Origin of the sequence: Polyangium sp. 6x1 (genome assembly GCF_029946515.1) — a bacterium.
Classification (GTDB): Bacteria; Myxococcota_A; Polyangia; order Polyangiales; family Polyangiaceae; genus Polyangium.
Map to the genome: position 1 here is coordinate 77410 of NZ_JARZHH010000011.1, position 16990 is coordinate 94399.

Genomic DNA, 16990 nt, shown 5'->3' on the forward strand with positions numbered 1-16990 from the left:
ATCCTCTCAGGCCTGCTGAGGCTCCGGCTTGACCCCGCCCACCGCGGCCGCAAAGCGCGCCGCAGACGAGGCGAGGAACTTCTTGCGCTCGACCGGCTCGAGCAACCCGACCACGACCGCCACGAAGCCCGCGAGCGTGGCAACCGCGACGACGCCCTGCGTGATGTCCGCGAGGAGCTTGACCCACGCGTCCGCCTCCGGGCCCGCGTTGCGGAGCGCCAGGACGACCACGCCCGTCACCATCATGTTCGCGATGGCGAGCGGCAGGAGCTTGGTCCAGCCGAGCTTCATGAGCTGGTCGTAACGGAAGCGCGGCAGCGTCCAGCGGAAGAAGATCTGCACCCACGTGACGAAGACCGTCTTGCCGAAGAACGCGACCGCCGAGAGGAGGCTCACCGCGAGGTGCGTCATCTTGTACTGGAACAGCACCGTGTTGCCGAACGCGACCGTGATGCCGTCCGGGTGCACGAAGGGCAGCGCGTAGCCGCCGAAGAAGAGCGCGACGAGCAGGGCGCTCGAGAAGACGAGCTCGATGTACTCGCCCGTCATGAACATGCCCCACTTGAACCCCGAGTACTCGAGGAAGTAGCCGGCGACGATCTCGCTCTCGCCCTCGGGCTGATCGAAGGGCACGCGCTTCGTCTCCGCGCAGAGCGCCGTCAGGAACAGGACGAACCCGAGCGGCTGCACGAAGACGCCCCACGCGTTCTGGCCCTGCCACACGGCCATGTCGCTCAGACGGACGCTGCCGTAGATGAGGAAGAGGCCGACGAGCGAGAGGCCCATCGCGACCTCGTACGAGACCATCTGGCTCGACGCGCGCAGGCCGCCGAGGAGCGCGAACTTGTTGTCGCTCGCCCAGCCCGCGATGGCCGCGCCGATGATGCCCGTGCCCGCGATGCCGAAGACGTAGAGGATGCCGACGTTGAGGTCGATGATCTGCAGCTTCACGCGGAAGCCGTTGCAAGCGCCGCTCGCGGGGACCGTGGCCACGAGGTTCGTGAGGTCCGAGAAGTCGAGCGTGCCGTTCTTGTTGCCGTCGGCGAAGCAGAGGTCGTTGCCGAAGGGGATGACGGCCATCACCGCGAGCGCCGAGAAGACCGCCAGGACCGGCGCGAGGCCGTGGAGGAGGCGATCCCCGTTCTTCGGGATGAAGTCCTCCTTCCAGATCATCTTGATCGAGTCGGCGAGCGCGTGGAGCGTGCCGGCGAGGCGCAGCGGGATCGGGCCGTCGGGCACGCGCGAGGTGGCGTAGAGGGCGACGATCAGGAAGACGCCGCCGAGCACGAAGCCCGAGACCTGCGCGGCGAGCGGCCACGCCGCCTGCGGCACGAAGCGCCCGACCACGAGGCCGATCGCGTGCACGCCGAGGCCCGCGAAGAAGATCGATCGCGGGTCCACGTCCTCGAACATCTGCTCGGCGCGGTTGATGGCGCCGGTGCTGCGCACCTTCGCGCAGAGCACGAGCAGGCTGAACCAGGCCACGAGGATCGTGAGCTGCACGTTCACGGTGAACCGCTCGACCGCCGCGCGCCCCGCGATCTGACCGAGCGAGGAGAAGATCGCGAGCACGCCGAAGAGCGCGGGCGGCAGGAGCACGATGCCCCGCGCCACCATGTTCGGCAGGTGCACGACCGCGCGGTTCGGGCCGACGCGGTCCTGCACCATTGCGCCCTGCCGACGATCGGCCCACGTGCTGAGCGCCGCCATGTTCAAGAAGAACAGGGCGAGGATGAGGATCTTGACGACTGCGAGGACGATCTCGACGAGGCTCATGCGCTCACCTCGGGCTTCGCGGCCCGATCCGCGTCACGGCTCGCGGCAGCCGCCTCGGGCGTCATGGCCCGACGCACGTCCGCGAGCGTCTTTTCGGTCATCGCGTAGCCGAGCTCTTTGCCGAGCTTCGCCACGAGCTCCCAGCCGGGTCGCGCGTCGCCGCGCGGCTTGAGCGCGCGCTCGCTCTTCTGCGCGAAGCCCTGGCGGTTGACGTACGTGCCGTCCTGCTCGGCCCACGCGGTCGCGGGCAGCGCGACGTGCGCGGCGCGCGCGAGCGGCCCGTCGTGCGCGGCGATCGTCACCACGCCCTTGAGCTTCGACAGCGCGTTCTCCGCGTCCTTGCCGTCGACCTCGATCTCGCCGCCGAGCGCGATCACGAACGAGTACTTGCCCGCCTTGATCGCGTCGAAGAGCGCCGCGATCGGCTTCGGCGCCGGCGCGCCCGCGAGCTGCATGACGCCGAGCGTGTTCGGGTTCTTGTCCTCGCTCATGAGGATCTTGTCGCCACGACCGAGCGGACGACCCGACACGTAGAGGTCCTTCGCGCCGATGAACGTGCGCGCGAGCTTGAGGAGCGCGAAGTTGTCCTCGTTCGAGTGCTGCGCGCTGAGCACGATGGCGACCCGGCCCGGATCATCCTTGATGCCCGCGAGCTGATCCTTCGCCGCCGCGAGCGCCTCTTCGAGGCTCGCGTCCTCGCCGCCGACGAGCGCCGCGCCGAGGCGACCCTCGACCGCGCGCCGGTACGAGAGCATCCCCTCGTCGCACATCCAGTACTTGTTGACCTCTTCGTTGTCGCGCGGGCGATGGCGATGCGGGACGTTCGTCCGCGGATCGTAGTCGAGGTACGCGTTGCAGCCCGTCGCGCAGCCCTGGCAGACCGTGCGCGCGCTGCGGAGGAACCACACGCGCGCCTTGAAGCGGAAGTCCTTGGAGGTCAAAGCGCCGACGGGGCAGACGTGCTCCGTCATGAGCGTGTAGTCGTGGTCGAGCTCGCGGCCCGGCGAGACGACGATCTCGTTGAGGTTGCCGCGCTCGCGCACGCTGAGGACCGGATCCTTCGCGACCTCGGCCGTGAAGCGGACGCAGCGCGTGCACACGATGCAGCGCTCGGCGTCGTAGACGATGGTCGGCCCGAAATCGACGGCCTTCGGCTTGTGCACGACCTCCTGGTTCATGCGCTTGCCCGTGCCTTGATGCTCGAGCCAGTAGTCCTGGAGCCGGCACTCGCCCGCCTGATCGCAGATCGGGCAGTCGACCGGGTGGTTCAGGAGCAAGAGCTCCTGCACCGCGCCGCGCGCCTCCTCGACGTGCTCGCTGCCCTCGGAGAGGACCTCCATGCCGGGCGCGCACGCCTGCTGGCAGGCGGGGACGAGCTTCGGCTTGCGGGCCGGGACGTAGTCCTTCTTCTCCGGATCCCAGCGCAGGATGTCGAGCTGCATCGCGGGACGGCCGGGAGGCGGCGCGACCTCGACGAGGCACATGCGACAGTTCGCCGCGACGGAGAGGCCCGGGTGCCAGCAGTAGTGGGGGATGTCGATGCCGGCGCGGTGCGCCGCTTTGATGATGGTTTCCCCTTGCTCGAAGGGGATCTCGCGACCGTCGATCTTGATCGTAGCCATCTCAGTGATCGCACTCCCCGCCGATCATGTTGAGGGAACCAAACGTCGGGACGACGTCCGGGATCATCAGGCCCGTGATGAGCTGCTCGAGACCCTGCGTGGTGGCGAAGCACGGGGGCCGGATGCGCACGCGGTAGGGCGTGCCGCTGCCGTCGGAGACCAGGTAGAAGCCGAGCTCGCCGTTACCCGCCTCGGTGTACGAGTAACACTCGCCCGCCGGGACCTTGATGCCCTCCATCACGATCTTGAAGTGCTGGATGGTGGCCTCGATGGTCGTGTAGACGTCCTGCTTCGGCGGCAGGACGATCCGCGGATCCTCGATGTTGATCGGGCCCTCGTCCGGCATCTGATCGAGCGCCTGCTCGATGATCCGCGCCGTCTGCCGGATCTCCTCCTGGCGGCACATGAACCGGTCGTAGTTGTCGCCCGTCGTGCCCACCGGCACGTCGAACTCCATCCGGTCGTAGACCATGTACGGGTGCGCGCGGCGCACGTCGTACGGCACGCCCGAGGCGCGCAGAACGACGCCCGTCCACCCGAGCGCGAGCGCGTCCTCCTTCGACATCACGCCGACGCCTTCGAGGCGGTCGAGGAAGATGCGGTTCTTCAGGAGGAGCTTCTCGCCCTCGCTGATGAGCTGCAGCACGCGCGGCACGCCTGCGCGGACCATGTCCTTGAAGTACTTCGTCGGCGGGTTCGCCATGCCGCCCACGCGGCCGAAGCTGTGCGTGACGCGCGCGCCCGTCTCCTCCTCGAAGATGTCCCAGATGATCTCGCGGGCGCGGGCGAAGTAGAGGAACGGCGTGAACGCGCCGAGCTCCATGCACATCGCGCCCGAGCAGATCATGTGGTCGCAGATGCGCGCGAGCTCGCCGAGCGCCACGCGGTAGTACTGGCAGCGCTCGGGCACCGTCACGCCGAGCATCTTCTCCACCGCGAGCGCGAAGCCCACGTTGTTCAGCATCGGCGAGACGTAGTTGCAGCGGTCGACGTACGGGAAGATCTGCGTCCAGGTGCCCCGCTCGCACATCTTCTCGAAGCCGCGGTGCAGGTAGCCGATCTGCACGTCGGCCTTCTGGATCACCTCACCCGAGAGCTCGAGCACGATGCGCACCGTCCCGTGCATGGCCGGGTGGGACGGGCCCATGTTGAGCATCATCGGCTCGCTGGGCAGCTCGAGGAGTCCCTCCTCGAGGTCACGATCCAAGGGTTCCATGACTCAGTTCGTCTCCTCGCCCCGCGGGTAGTCGTGGGTCTGACGCCCGAACGGCATGCCCTCGTCGGTGCTGAAGGGGGGCAGTTTGTCGGGGACATTTCGCAGCTCGACGAGCGGCTGGGTCTTGTCCGCCGGGTAGTCCTTGCGAAGCGGGTACCCGACGAACTCGGGGTACATCAGGATCCGCCGCAGATCGGGGTGGCCCTTGAAGTTCACGCCGAACATGTCGAAGCACTCGCGCTCGAACCAGTTCGCGCCTTTCCACACGGGCACGACCGAGTCGATCTCCACGTTGTTCGCCTCGTCGTCGCCGATACGCGCCTTCAGCCGGATGCGCTGGTTGCGCTCCATCGAGCGCAGATGCAGCACGACCTCGAAGCGCGGCGTCTGCCGGCCGATGTAGTCGACGGCGGTGAGGTCGACGAACATGTTCATCGCGCACTGCGGATCGTCCCGGAGAAACCGCGCGATCTCACGCCACCTCTGCGGGTTCACGACGGCCGTGTCGTCGCCGAACTGCGAGTGGGTCTCGTAGATGTCGTCGCCGAACTTGCTCTTCAGGATTTCGAGGACGCGCTTGCTCATGTTGCGGTGTTCTTCTTGCCGAGCCTGACGAGGTTGCCCGCTTGCACGGTGGGATCGCGGCGCGGCTTGACGATCGCGGGCGTGCGATCACCCCGCGCGATCTTGTCCTGCAGGAGCAGGAGGCCGTCGATCACCGCCTCGGGGCGCGGGGGGCAGCCAGGGACGTACACATCGACGGGGACGACTTTGTCGATGCCCGCGAGCGTCGTGTAGTTGTCGTAGAAGCCGCCGCACGAGGCGCACGTGCCGAAGGCGAAGACGTACTTCGGGTCCGCCATCTGCTCGTAGATGCGCTTGAGCGCGGGGGCCTGGCGCTGGCTGATCGTGCCCACGACCCAGAGCAGGTCCGCCTGGCGCGGCGAGAAGCGCGGCGCCTCGGCGCCGAAGCGCGCCATGTCGAAGCGCGGGCTCGCCATGGCCATGAACTCCATCGCGCAGCACGCCGTGATGAACGGGTACTGGAACAGCGAGTACTTCCTCGCCCAGTTCAAGAGCGCATCGAAGCGCGTCGTCGCGAACCCGGTCTCCGATCCCTCGAGGACCTGGATCGTCGTGCCAGCGCCGCCAGAGGTCATTTCTCCCATTCGAGGGCTCCCTTCTTCCAGATGTAGAGCAGCGCCACCACGAGCATGAGGATGAACGACCCCATGGTCGCGAGGCCGATCCAGCCGAGGTTCTTGAACTCCACCGTCCACGGGTAGATGAGCACCGCTTCGATGTCGAAGACCACGAAGAGGATCGCCGTGAGGTAGAACTTGACGCTCGGCTTCACGAAGCGACCGCCCGTCGTTTCGCTGCCGCACTCGTACGGGATCATCTTCTCCGGCGTCGGGTTCTTCGGCCCGAGCAGGGTGCTGATCGTGAACAGCGCGCCCGCGAGGACCGCCGCCACGATGAAGAGCAGGAACAGGGGGACGTAGGTGGACATCGTTTGCTCCGGGTGCTCCGGGTGCTCCGGGTACGCGATGTACTCCGGTTGTAGTGCCGGCCGAGAAGGTGGGCCCTCTCTCGCGATCGCTCGCGATCACGAGCGGGCGCTGGCAGGCTCCGAGATGCCGCGAAAACCGTGCGATCTCGGCACAATCGCCGCGGCTATGTAGCTTTGGGCTTCTGGGGTGTCAATTGGGCGGCCAGGGGGGTATGGGGCCCTGCCGATCTCGGTCAACTCCTCGAGCTCAGCACGAGGCCACGGAACGCCGTCAGCGCCGTGCCGAGCCGCGTCTCGATCTCGCGGATCTCCTCGATGAGCTCCGCGTCGGGCACGCCCGCCGCGCGAGCCTCTCGCACGCACGCGAACGCCGCCACGTACCGCTGACGCTTCACGTACGCCTTCGCGAGGAGCGGCCAGATGAGCTTGGGCGGCGCGCCGAGGCTCGCCGCGCGCCGGAGCCCGCCGATGGCCTCCCCTGCACGCCCGTTCTCGAGCTGCGCCTCCCCGAGCCGGCGGAAGATGTCCGCCGCCGCCGCCCCATCCTGCGCGTACTGCACCGCGAGGCGCATGACCTCCTCGCCTTGATGCTCCTCGCCGAGCTTGACGCACGCCGTGCCGAGGAGGCCGAGCCCCTTGGCGATGAGCGCGCGCGCATCGGTCGTGAGCATCTGCCCCTCGGGCGTGCGCAAGAAGATCGCGAGAGGCGCCGGCCACGCGCCGAGCAGTTGCACCACGCGTGACCAATCATTGCGCTGGCTCGCCGCTTCGGCCTCCGCCACGCGCGTCAGATCGATCGCCGAGCGCGAGCCCGCCGAAGCGCGCTCGAGCTCCTCGCGCACGTGCGCTCGGATGCGCGCGCGGAACTCTCCGAGCTCGTAGGTCTGTTCGAGGCCGTCGCGCAGGACGAGCAGCCTCGACGTGCGACCGTCGACGTAGAGCTTGCGCAGGCTGTAGCCGAAGAGCGGCGCGAGCAGGAGGTAGCGGACGCCGATGTGAAGCTGCAGCGCCTCGATGTCCGTGTCGCGCTCGGGCGGGCCGGGCGTCGCGTCCTCGGTGAGGAGCGCGCCGACGAGCCGATGCCGGAAATCGGCCAGCGTCAGCCGTTGCACCTCGCTGTCTTCTTCTTCGTCGCCCGGAGGCGCGATGACGAAGTCCACGAGGGTGTTGTCGGGGTTGCGGCGGTCGACCGTGAGCGCGGTGATGCGCGCTCCCGTGATCATCGAAAAGGCGAAGAACGTCTCGCCGACGATGTCGCAGAGAGCCTGAAAGCTGCCGATCCCGTCGCCGATGCGCTCGAACCAGCCGTCGGTGCGGACCGCATCGAGAGAGAAAACTCGTTCCTTCGCCATGAGCGGGAGATTGGGGAGAGTCGCACGAGGCGCGCGGGATGTCACCGCCCGTGGTCGTCGCAGGGCCCAGTGTTGCCCGTCCATCGGGTCGACGAAAAGCCCCCTTCTGCGAAGAATTTTGTGGCGCTTGCCACAAAGGACCCGAGAACCGGGGGGCGGGCCCACCAATCGACGCCGCGCACGCGAATTTTGCGCGTTTGCGAGGTCGGGTGGATCAGGTCGCCGGGCGCGCGCTGGCCGAGGCGCGCACGTGACGCTTGGGGCGCGCGCCGATGTTCGCCACGTCGAAGCTCACGCTGCCGCCGAGGCTGTCGCTCGAACCGCCCTTGTTGATGTTCGTGCCGCCCGTGCTGCCGTCGGGCATCTGAAGCTGCGAGACGACCTCGACCATCACGATCGCGCCCTGCGCGTACGACTCCGGGAGCGTGAACTGACGGCTCGCGAGCCGCCCGCTGACGGCGCCCGCGACCGCGGTCCAGTCGCCCGCGTTGCCCGCCGACGAACGCACGACACGCACGCTCGCCACGCGGCCGCCGGGCGCGATGCGCACCTCGAGCGTCGCGCGCGAAACGTCGGGCGTGCCCGAGCCGCGCACGACATCGGAGACGACGCTCGCGATCGTGCCCGCGCCCGGCAGATCCAGGCCGAGCTGTCGATCCTTTTCGCGCATCGTGTCGCTGATCAAGCGGCCCGCGATCTTGCGATCGACCTCCGGCGGAGGCCCGACCGTGGTCGGCGCAGGCTTCGGCTTGCCCGTCTCGGGGATGACGCCGGGCATCGCCCACACGGGGCCGCCGATCCCGGGAATCCCAGGGCCTCCAACCACCGGAGGCGGCGCGCCGTACTCGTCGGGCGGGCCTGCCGAAGGCGCCGCCGTCGGCACTGGCTCGACCTGCTGCGGCTCGGCGGTGCTGTTCGGTTGCGCGTTCGTCGGATCCACGACACGCGGGTCGATCGCGTCCGTCGTGCGCGGGCGCGTGTCGTTCATCGCGACGGCCGGATCCGGCTCATGCTCGGGACGAGGTTCGTCCTGGCGCATCGGCTCGATCGGAACGTCCTCGATGTCGATCTCCATGCGCCGCGCGATGCCGGACGAGATCGCGAGGAGCGGTCCTTGAGGCCGCGGCGCGACTCGAGCGACGACCGGGATGAAGACGTGCAGCCCGGTGGCAACGAGGACGAACGGGAGAAAGCGCACCTACGAGGACCTTGGTCCGCGCGCGTCGGCGCCGCAAGGGAGGAATTGGGGAGGCGCGCGGGGATCACGCCCTGCATGCGGCGTGGGGGACCGTTGGGAGGCAGAAATCCCGGCGGGCGAGATCGCAAACGGCCTGGAATCTCGGCCTTCAGCCTTCGAGGCGAGTGACGGCGCGCTCGACGAGAGCGGGGACCATCTCGCGGCGCCACTCGGTGTCGTCGTCGACGTTGGGCAGAGGTTTGCACTCGGCGTAGGCGCCCTCGGCGAGCTCGCGGGCAGCGACGTCGAAGGGCGTCCCGGGACGGATCTTCGCAGCGGCGCGCACGCGGCGCGGACGAGCGCCGAGCGCCGAGACGACGACGTCCGCGGCGTCGACACGCGTGGTCTCCACGCCCGAGACGTCGAGCCGCACGGCGATCGAGAGCAGCGGGAAGTCGATCGCATTCCTGCGGCGAAGTTTCTCGAAGCTCGAACGGCGGCCGCCCTGGCGCGTGATGGAGACACGCACGACGAGCTCACCGGGTTCGAGCACGGTGTTCTTCACGCCGTCGGCCACGTAAAAATCGTGGGCTTTTACGACGCGCGCGCCGCGCGGGCCGAGGAGATGGAGATCGGCGTCGAGCGCGATGAGCGCGGGCGCCGTGTCGTTCGATGCAGCGGCGACGCAGCGCGAACCGCCGCGCACGACGTGGCAGACCGTGCCGTCCTTCTTGAGGCAAAAGCCCAGCGATTTGCGCCAGAAGTAGGTCTGGTTGTAGTAGCGGCAGCGCGTGTCGAGGCAGATGTTGCCGCCGAGCGTGCCCATGGCGCGGTGGTGCGGACCGCCCACCTGGCCCGCGGCCTCGGCGAGCGCAGGCGCGACGCGACGCACGAGGATCGAGCTCTCGACCTCGACGAGGCGCGCGCCGGCGCCGACGACGAGTTTGTCCTCGTCCCCCTCGCGCACGAGCGAGATGCCACGCAGCTCCTCGATGCCGGCGATCGAGACGACGTGTTCGGGCTCGACGAGCCCCTGCTTCATGTTGGGCAGGACGTCGGTGCCGCCGGCGAGGACGACGGCCTTGTCGCCGAGGCGCGCGAGCAGATCGAGCGCCGCCGAGAGCGTTTTCGGCTTGTGATGATCGAAGACGGGCAGCGGTAACACGGTGACCTCACTCCGCGGCGGCGTGACGCGCGTTCTCGTCGGCCTGCTTCTTCCGAAGCGCCGCGAGCACACGCGCGGGTGAGAAGGGGAGCCTGTCGATGCGCACGCCGACGGCGTCGAAGATGGCGTTCGCGATGGCCGGGATCGACGGATGCAGCGGGCCTTCGCCGGACTCCTTCGCGCCGAGCGGGCCCTCTTGATCCTCGGACTCGACGATGAGCGCGTGCAGGTCGGGCACGTCGAGGCTCGTCGGGATGCGGTAGTCGAGCAGGTTCGGCCCCTTGTGCAGGCCGTCGGGACCGATGACGTGCTCTTCGAGCAGCGCTTCGGCCGCGCCCATGTACGCCGATCCTTCCATCTGCCCCTCGACGATCGTGGGACAGAGGGCCTTGCCGCAGTCGTGCGCGACCCAGATGTTCTCGACACGCACGATGCCCGAGCGCGCGTCGACCGAAACCTCGGCGACGTGCGCCGTGAACGAGTACGCGGGCGAGGCGCCGATGGTGCCGCCGCGGTACTCGCCGCCGAGCTTCGGCGTGTTGTAGTGGCCGACGGCGCCGAGCGTGCCGAACTTCGCCTCCGCGAGCTGGATGGCCTCGGTGACGGAGACGCCGCGCGAAGGGTCGTGCACGACGACGAGCGCGCCGCGCGTGACGAGCACGTTCCGCGGATCGACGTCGAGCTTCTCGGCGACGGCCGCGACGAGCTTGCTCTTGATCTCGCGCGCGGCCATGAGGCACGCGTTGCCGTTCATGAAGGTGCCGCGCGACGAGTAGGCGCCGAGGTCGACGGGCGTGAGGTCCGTGTCGCCGGAGATGACGCGCACCGACCCGAGATCCAGGCCGAGCTCGTCGGCGACGAGCACGGCGAGCATGAGGTCGCAGCCCTGGCCGATTTCGCTTTGACCTGAAAAGACCGTCACGACGCCGGAGCGATCGACCTTGAGCTGCACGGCGCTCTGGGGCATCGCGTTCGGGTAGATCGCGTAGTTCGTCCCGCTGATGTACGCACTCGTGGCCACGCCGAGCCCGCGCCCCTTCGGCAGCTTGCCCCAGCGCTCCTTCCAGCCGCTCGCCTTCTCGACGGCGTCGAGGCACTGCTCGATGCCGTTCGAGGTGACGCGCAGGCCGTTCAGCGTCGTCGTGTTCGGCGGGACGAGGTTTTTCCTTCGCAGCTCGATCGGATCGATCGCGAGCGCGCGGGAGATCTTGTCGAGCGAGACCTCGAAGGCGAAGCGCGGCTGCACGCTGCCGTGGCCGCGCTTCGGGCCGCAGGGAGGTTTGTTCGTGAAGAGGCGCGTCGAGCGGAAGCGGTACGTGTCGGCGAATGCGGGGAGCGTGAGGAGCTGGCCCGAGTAGTACGTCGTGACGAGGCCGAACGAGGAGTACGCGCCGCCGTCGATGAAGGTGCGCGCGTCGACGCCCGTGAGCTTGCCGTCGCGCTTCGCGCCGACCTTCATCTGGATCTGCATCGGGTGCCGGCCGCGATGCGCGTAAAACTCTTCTTCGCGCGTGTAGAGGAACTTGACGGGGCGGCCCGTGATCATCGCGAGCTTCGCCGCGCAGAACTCGAGCGAGAAGGGCTCGCTCTTGCCGCCGAACGCGCCGCCGACGGGCGGCTGGATGACGCGGATGCGCGTGGGCGAGACGCGCAGGACACGCGAGAGCTCGCGGTGCAGGTAGTGCGGGACCTGCGTCGTCGACCAGACCGTGAGCAGGCCGTTCTTGTCGAGGTTCCCGATCGCGCAGTGGGTCTCGATCGGGACGTGCGCGCTGCCCTCGTAGTAGTAGTCGCCCGCGATGACGACGTCGCTCTCGGCGAGCGCGGCGTCGACGTCCCCGAACGCGAGGTCGACCTCCTTCGAGACGTTGTCCTTGCCGCCCTTGCCGAGCCCGACCTCGGGTTTGTCGATCGCGGTCTGCAGATCCGTCGCGGCCGGCAGAATCTCGTACTCGACGTCGACGAGCTCGGCGGCCTCGTGCGCGAGGCGCTCGTCGGTCGCGGCGACGGCGGCGACGGCGTCGCCGATGAAGCGCGCGCGGTCGAGGGCGAGCGGATACTCGTCCGGCGTCCACGGGATGATGCCGAAGCGCTCGGGCATGTCCTTGCCCGTGATGACGGCGAGGACGCCGGGCCTGGCGAGCGCGCGTGACGCATCGATGCGCACGATGCGCGCGTGCGGATGCGGGCTGCGGACGATCCGACCCCAGAGCATGCGCGGCAGGTGGATGTCGTCGGTGTAGCGGACCTGCCCCGTCACACGCGGCGCGAGCAGCGTGCGCGTGCGGCTGCCGACGAGGCCCCGGAGCTCACTCGGCTTTCGCGTGTCCGTCATCGCTCGCCCTGCTTCCCCTCACGCGAGCTCTTGTTCGAAGGCAACGGCGGGGGCGTGTTCTCGATCCCCGGCAGGCCCACGCCCGCCTCCGCCTCGCCGCGACGGATCTTCGCCGCGAGCTCGATCGCGTCGACGATCTTCCCGTAGCCCGTACAGCGGCAGAGGTTGCCCGCGATCGCGCACTTGATCTCGTCGCGCGAGGGCCGCGGGTTCCGGTCGAGCAGCGCGGTCGCGGTCATCAGCATGCCAGGCGTGCAGAAGCCGCACTGCCCGCCGCCGAGCCGGTCGAAGCCGTCGAGCAGCGCGTCGATGTGCGGCGCGCCTTCGAGCGTCTCGACCGTGCAGACCTCCTTGCCGTCCACGTCGAGCGCGAGCGTGAGGCACGAGAGCGTCGCGACGCCGTCCACGACGACCGTACACGCGCCGCAATCCCCCTTGTCGCAGCCTTGCTTCGTGCCGACGAGGTCGAGGTCGTACCGCAGCGCTTCGAGGAGCGTCCTCCGCGCGGGGACCGCGAGCGGGACGGCGCTGCCGCCGATCTTCATGCACATCGGGACGAGTTTTTCCATGGGCTTCGGGGGCTCGGATGCGGGCGCCTCCTCGTGCGTCGCGCGGTAGGGGCGCACCTCGTAACGCGCGCCCCGCGTGACCGCGCCGGCGATCGGGTGCCCTGCGGGGATGGGATACCTCAGCGCGCGCGAGGCGAGCTCGCAATACTCGACGAGGCGCGCCTCGGGGACACGCGTGCGCGCGCCGAGCAGGCCGAGGTTCTCGACGAGCAATTCGAGGGGCGTGTTGCCCACGCGCTCGCCAACGCCGAGGCCGGTGCCGTGCACGCGATCGACGCCCGAGGCCGCGGCCCAGAGCGCGTTCGGCAGCCCGATGCCGCGATCGTTGTGCCCGTGCCAGTCGAGCTCGACGTGCCGCGCGCCGAGCTCGTCGAGGGTGCGCCTTGCAAAATCGACGAGCGCCTCGATGCCGTACGGCGTGACGTGGCCCGTGGTGTCGCAAAGGCAGATCCTGCTCGCGCCGGCGTCGATGGCGGCGCTGTACAGGGTGCGCAGGACGTCGGGGTTCGAGCGGGTCGTGTCCTCGGTGACGAGGCAAAACGGGAGGCCCGCAGCCTTGGCCTCGCGCGCGGCCGACGTGATGGCGCCGAGGAGGAAGCCCGTGTCCCAGCCTTCGACGGCGAGGCGAATGGGGGAGCTACCGATGAACGCGTAGACCTCGATGGGGATCCCGGCGCGATCGGCGGCGCGGGCGATGCCGTGGACGTCGGCGACGACGGTGCGGGCGGCGGCGGTGGGGATGACGCCGAGCTTGGAGCGGACGATCTCGCGGCAGAGGAGGAAACAATCCTCGGCATTCGAGAGGCCGGCGGCGGGGAGGCCGACGCTGACGACGTCGACGCCGATCGCGGCCATGGCGTAGAGCAGATCGATCTTCTGCGCGACGTCGGGCTGGTAGCCGGCCGCGCTCTGCAATCCATCGCGGAGCGTCTCGTCGACGACCTTCACGGGCCGCCCCCTGCGCGCGAAGTCGCGCTGCACGGGACCACCGGAGAGGGAAATCGCGCGGCCCGATTCATCGACGAACGGGACGCTGTCGTTCCAGTCGTACATGCGAACCCCCGGGCTGATACGGAAGCTTCGTACCACGGAACCAGGTCGGTCCGGGACGCGGGATCGCGCGGACGTACAGGGAAAAGCGTATGGCGCGGTGCGGCGGAACTCGATTCCAGTCCGAGGGCGATCGGCTGGAGCCGTTACGTTACTGGAACGGCTGCAATCCCTTTCGACGCAAGGAAGGCCATGAGCATCCTCGAAAAACACCGGTCGTAGAATGCGCGCACCATCCACGAATTCGATGATGAGGACCCGGATACCTCGGTGAGCCGCACGAACAGCGCCTCCATGCCGCCCACCGACGGCCAGGCCTGGAACGAGGAACGGCCCGCGCGACGCACATCCCCCGCGCCGAACCCTCGATCCCCGTATCCGCCCCTACACTCCCCCGCTCCCGCACGCGGATCCCCTGCTCCCCGAGCTCGATCCCCTGCTCCGGACACCGGATCCCCGTATCCGCCCCTACACTCCCCCGCTCCCGCACGCGGATCCCCACCTCCGGCGACCGATTCCCCACGGGGACCTGCCTCCCGGAACAGGGGACGCGGCGGACGGAGCAAGATTGCGTCGCTCCGCGGAGCGTCACAAACGTCCCCAGCGGGAACTCCCTATAAGCCCAGACCCCACAGGGAGGTTCCGTCATGGCAAGGCTCACCATTGGTCAGAAGGCTGAACGTGTTCTCAAGCTCCTCATCGCGCTGCGCAATCCGCGAATCGCGGCCGCGCTATCCCGGCACGGCTTCACGAACGTCGACCTCGACGAGGGGTGGACGCTGCTCAAGAACGTGACGCGCACGAAGCTCGACGTCGTCGAGGCGCCGCAAAACACGGACCCCGATGCCCTGCGCGCCCTCGACGCCTGGGAGAATCAATGGTTCGTCATCGCAGAGGCCACCTTGAAGCGGCACGCGCCGAAGATTGACGCGCAGGTCTTCCGCAACCTCTCCCAGACCGACGGCATGGCCGTCATCGTCTCGGTCGGCACGTTCCTCGAACGACTCGAAGCCATCGACCGTCCCGAATGGGACGGTGGCTTCGGCCAGGCGGGGAAAGAGGCCCGAGCGCTGCTCGCCCAGCGCGGGCTGACGGAAACCGTGGTCGACGAGGCCAAGGCGCTGCTCGAAAAACTCCGCAACGTCGACGGGCCGATGCCCGATCTGGAGAAGATCGCCGCCGAAGACGATAGCTTCGAGAAGGCCGAGGCGGCGCTCTGGGCCTGGTACCTCGAATGGAGCGCGATCGCGCGGAGAGCCATCACCCAGCGCGGCCTGCTCCGGCAGCTCGGATTCCTGCGCACGACGCCCAGCGGAAAGGACGTCGAAGTGACGGACGACGAGGTCCAGGAAGACGCGCCCGCCGTGCGCACCCCGCCGGTTCGAGGTGACGCCGTCGCGATTCCGGCGTAATCCATCCATATCGTCATCCCCCTCCTCCTCGGAATCCTCGGCGCCCTGCTCTTCGCGCTGCTGCTCGTCACGGCGTTCGGGATGATCCCGCGTCCGCGCGCGGAGCGGCGCGCGCAGGAAAGAAGCGCCGCCCGCGCGAACGCCGTCGCGGACGCCCTCGGGTTCGTCGCCGCGCAGGACGCCGAGATCCCCACGACCTTCCGACTGCATCCAGAAGGCACGACGGACGACGTCACGTTGTGGATGGGCTCGCCCGCGCTCATCGCGGGGATGTTCCAAAGGGAAAAGCTCATCGACTGGATGAAGCTCGAAGCCCAAGGCCCCGCCGGTTTCCCCGCTGGCGTGAACGTACGAACGCCCGTGCGGACGGTGTTCGAATGGCGCGACGGGCTCCCCGGCGAGACGCCGACGCTGGTCACGCCGGGCGGCGTCGAGCTCGTGATCGAGAACGAAGAGGGCGCGGCGATCGATATCGCGGCCCTCACCGGATGGATCGATTCGTTCCCGCAAGGAACGTGGCTCGTCTCGATGAACGCCGACGCGATGGAGCTGCGCGCAAACCCGCCCGCGACCGACGACGCGATCGCCTGCGCGCGGGCGATGCTCGAAAAGGCGCGCGGGCCGGGCGTTTAAGCGACGGACGGGATCGCAGGCTCGCTCGGGGCCCGCAGGATGATCCGACGCACGGCCTCCGGGTCGTTGATGCGGCGGAGCACCGGCTGCAGGCCCTCGGCGTCACGCTCGCCGAACGCGCCGCTCGACGCGAAGGCGCGCGCGCGCGGGCCGTCGAGGACCAGGAAGAGGTCGTTGAGGCCCCCCGCCGCGGGGCTGTCGATGACGTCGACGATGCGCGTGCGTTCGAGGTGCAGCTCCTCGTCGCCGCGCTGGATGAGGACACGGCGGTTCGTCACCCAGTAACGCGTCCGCGTTTCGAGCCGCGCAGGCCGGACGATCGAGGCATACACGACGAACGCGCCCGCCGAGACGAGCAGGAGGATCGTGAGCGCGAGCGAGGTGACGAGCGCGAAGAAGGAGAGCGACGCGGGCGAGAGGCCGCCGCGCACGACGGTGCGTGCCGCGTGCACGGCGTGGCTCGACGAGACGACCGCCGCCACGAAGAGGCCAAGGCCGAGCGCGAGGCCGAGCGCCGCGCGGCCGCTCGACGGGAGCCACTTGCGAAAGCCGTCCGGCGGGTGGCCCGACCAGAGGACACGTTCGCCGTCGTCGAGGCGCTGCGCGAGGAGGCGCTGGCCGTCGCCCGCGGGCGTGGAGGGCGTGACGCCGCGGACGATGGCCCAGACACGGTCGGGCGCGACGAGGCCCGTGAAGACGATCGCGAGGCGGCGACGCAAGGCGCCTGTGGGCACGGCGCGCACGAGCTCGAGGTCGCCGATGCCAGGGCGCTTCGGGTCCCAATGAATGCGGGCGAAGCTGATCGCCGAGCGATCCATCATGCGGCGGAGGCGGCCGCGCTGGAGGATGACGTGGCGCTCCGTGACGACGAACTCGAGCTCGCTGCGCCACCACTTGGGGCCGAGCGCGAACGCGACGGAGAGGATGGCCATCCACGCGGCGAACGCGAGGAGCGCGCCGGGGCTCGATCCGAGCGCCGTGGCGACGACGACGGCGGACGCGGTGGTGATCGCCGAGACGAGGCCCGCGATCACGGCCGCGATCTGGTAGAGCACCGGGCACGTGACGGCCTTGGGGCGCCCCGACCAGACTACCGACTCCTCGAAGAGCGAATCCCGCTTCAACGAACGCCCTCCGCCGTGGTGACAGTGGAGCGTGGAGCGTCCTTGG

The 16990-nt window shown here is 69.0% G+C and carries 14 protein-coding genes; 2 read left to right on the top strand and 12 right to left on the bottom strand.

Annotation, left to right across the window (positions count from 1 at the left end; translation table 11 throughout):
- Positions 1 to 6 precede the first annotated feature (6 nt).
- From QHF85_RS13610 to QHF85_RS13660, 11 genes are all read right to left on the bottom strand, one after another.
- A complete protein-coding gene (locus QHF85_RS13610; RefSeq protein ID WP_281327585.1) occupies positions 7 to 1776 on the bottom strand; it encodes a complex I subunit 1 family protein in 1770 nt (589 codons plus the stop codon).
- On the bottom strand, positions 1773 to 3398 hold the full coding sequence (locus tag QHF85_RS13615) for a molybdopterin-dependent oxidoreductase (protein WP_281327586.1): 1626 nt from the start codon (positions 3396 to 3398) through the stop codon (positions 1773 to 1775). The genes QHF85_RS13610 and QHF85_RS13615 overlap by 4 nt, the downstream gene beginning before the upstream one ends.
- A gap of 1 nt (position 3399) precedes the next feature.
- Positions 3400 to 4614, bottom strand: coding sequence for an NADH-quinone oxidoreductase subunit D (locus QHF85_RS13620; protein ID WP_281327587.1), 1215 nt, complete (start codon positions 4612 to 4614; stop codon positions 3400 to 3402).
- Between the two features lie 3 nt (positions 4615 to 4617).
- Positions 4618 to 5199 carry an NADH-quinone oxidoreductase subunit C gene (locus QHF85_RS13625; RefSeq protein ID WP_281327588.1) on the bottom strand — a complete coding sequence of 194 codons (582 nt, stop codon included), beginning with the start codon at positions 5197 to 5199 and terminating at the stop codon, positions 4618 to 4620.
- Entirely contained in the window at positions 5196 to 5783 is a 588-nt protein-coding gene (gene nuoB / locus QHF85_RS13630) for an NADH-quinone oxidoreductase subunit NuoB (RefSeq protein ID WP_281327589.1), read from the bottom strand. Before nuoB ends, QHF85_RS13625 begins: the two co-directional genes overlap by 4 nt.
- Positions 5771 to 6127, bottom strand: a complete 357-nt coding sequence (gene ndhC, locus QHF85_RS13635) for an NADH-quinone oxidoreductase subunit A (protein ID WP_281327590.1) — start codon at positions 6125 to 6127, stop codon at positions 5771 to 5773. The genes nuoB and ndhC overlap by 13 nt, the downstream gene beginning before the upstream one ends.
- Before the next feature lie 233 nt (positions 6128 to 6360).
- Positions 6361 to 7479, bottom strand: a complete 1119-nt coding sequence (locus QHF85_RS13640) for a hypothetical protein (protein WP_281327591.1) — start codon at positions 7477 to 7479, stop codon at positions 6361 to 6363.
- Positions 7480 to 7693: 214 nt separating this feature from the next.
- A complete protein-coding gene (locus tag QHF85_RS13645; RefSeq protein WP_281327592.1) occupies positions 7694 to 8677 on the bottom strand; it encodes a hypothetical protein in 984 nt (327 codons plus the stop codon).
- A gap of 148 nt (positions 8678 to 8825) precedes the next feature.
- On the bottom strand, positions 8826 to 9821 hold the full coding sequence (locus QHF85_RS13650) for an FAD binding domain-containing protein (protein WP_281327593.1): 996 nt from the start codon (positions 9819 to 9821) through the stop codon (positions 8826 to 8828).
- Between the two features lie 7 nt (positions 9822 to 9828).
- Positions 9829 to 12156: a molybdopterin cofactor-binding domain-containing protein gene (locus QHF85_RS13655; RefSeq protein WP_281327594.1), complete on the bottom strand. Its 2328-nt coding sequence runs from the start codon at positions 12154 to 12156 to the stop codon at positions 9829 to 9831.
- On the bottom strand, positions 12153 to 13778 hold the full coding sequence (locus QHF85_RS13660) for a 2Fe-2S iron-sulfur cluster-binding protein (protein WP_281327595.1): 1626 nt from the start codon (positions 13776 to 13778) through the stop codon (positions 12153 to 12155). Before QHF85_RS13660 ends, QHF85_RS13655 begins: the two co-directional genes overlap by 4 nt.
- A 644-nt stretch (positions 13779 to 14422) precedes the next feature.
- Between QHF85_RS13660 and QHF85_RS13665 the strand changes: the two genes are divergently transcribed.
- Both QHF85_RS13665 and QHF85_RS13670 read left to right on the top strand, forming a co-directional pair.
- Complete coding sequence (locus tag QHF85_RS13665; protein WP_281327596.1) at positions 14423 to 15187, top strand: hypothetical protein; 765 nt, start codon at positions 14423 to 14425, stop codon at positions 15185 to 15187.
- Positions 15188 to 15268: 81 nt separating this feature from the next.
- Positions 15269 to 15820, top strand: coding sequence for a hypothetical protein (locus QHF85_RS13670; RefSeq protein WP_281327597.1), 552 nt, complete (start codon positions 15269 to 15271; stop codon positions 15818 to 15820).
- Here QHF85_RS13670 and QHF85_RS13675 read toward each other — a convergent pair.
- On the bottom strand, positions 15817 to 16944 hold the full coding sequence (locus tag QHF85_RS13675; RefSeq protein ID WP_281327598.1) for a hypothetical protein: 1128 nt from the start codon (positions 16942 to 16944) through the stop codon (positions 15817 to 15819). The genes QHF85_RS13670 and QHF85_RS13675 overlap by 4 nt on opposite strands.
- Positions 16945 to 16990: the final 46 nt, after the last annotated feature.

Coding starts and splice junctions, on each gene's coding strand:
- QHF85_RS13610 (WP_281327585.1), bottom strand. CDS start 1,776: ATGAGCCTCGTCGAGATCGTCCTCGCAGTCGTCAAGATCCTCATCCTC.
- QHF85_RS13655 (WP_281327594.1), bottom strand. CDS start 12,156: ATGACGGACACGCGAAAGCCGAGTGAGCTCCGGGGCCTCGTCGGCAGC.
- nuoB (WP_281327589.1), bottom strand. CDS start 5,783: ATGGGAGAAATGACCTCTGGCGGCGCTGGCACGACGATCCAGGTCCTC.
- QHF85_RS13665 (WP_281327596.1), top strand. CDS start 14,423: ATGGCAAGGCTCACCATTGGTCAGAAGGCTGAACGTGTTCTCAAGCTC.
- ndhC (WP_281327590.1), bottom strand. CDS start 6,127: ATGTCCACCTACGTCCCCCTGTTCCTGCTCTTCATCGTGGCGGCGGTC.
- QHF85_RS13660 (WP_281327595.1), bottom strand. CDS start 13,778: ATGTACGACTGGAACGACAGCGTCCCGTTCGTCGATGAATCGGGCCGC.
- QHF85_RS13670 (WP_281327597.1), top strand. CDS start 15,269: ATGATCCCGCGTCCGCGCGCGGAGCGGCGCGCGCAGGAAAGAAGCGCC.
- QHF85_RS13640 (WP_281327591.1), bottom strand. CDS start 7,479: ATGGCGAAGGAACGAGTTTTCTCTCTCGATGCGGTCCGCACCGACGGC.
- QHF85_RS13615 (WP_281327586.1), bottom strand. CDS start 3,398: ATGGCTACGATCAAGATCGACGGTCGCGAGATCCCCTTCGAGCAAGGG.
- QHF85_RS13625 (WP_281327588.1), bottom strand. CDS start 5,199: ATGAGCAAGCGCGTCCTCGAAATCCTGAAGAGCAAGTTCGGCGACGAC.
- QHF85_RS13620 (WP_281327587.1), bottom strand. CDS start 4,614: ATGGAACCCTTGGATCGTGACCTCGAGGAGGGACTCCTCGAGCTGCCC.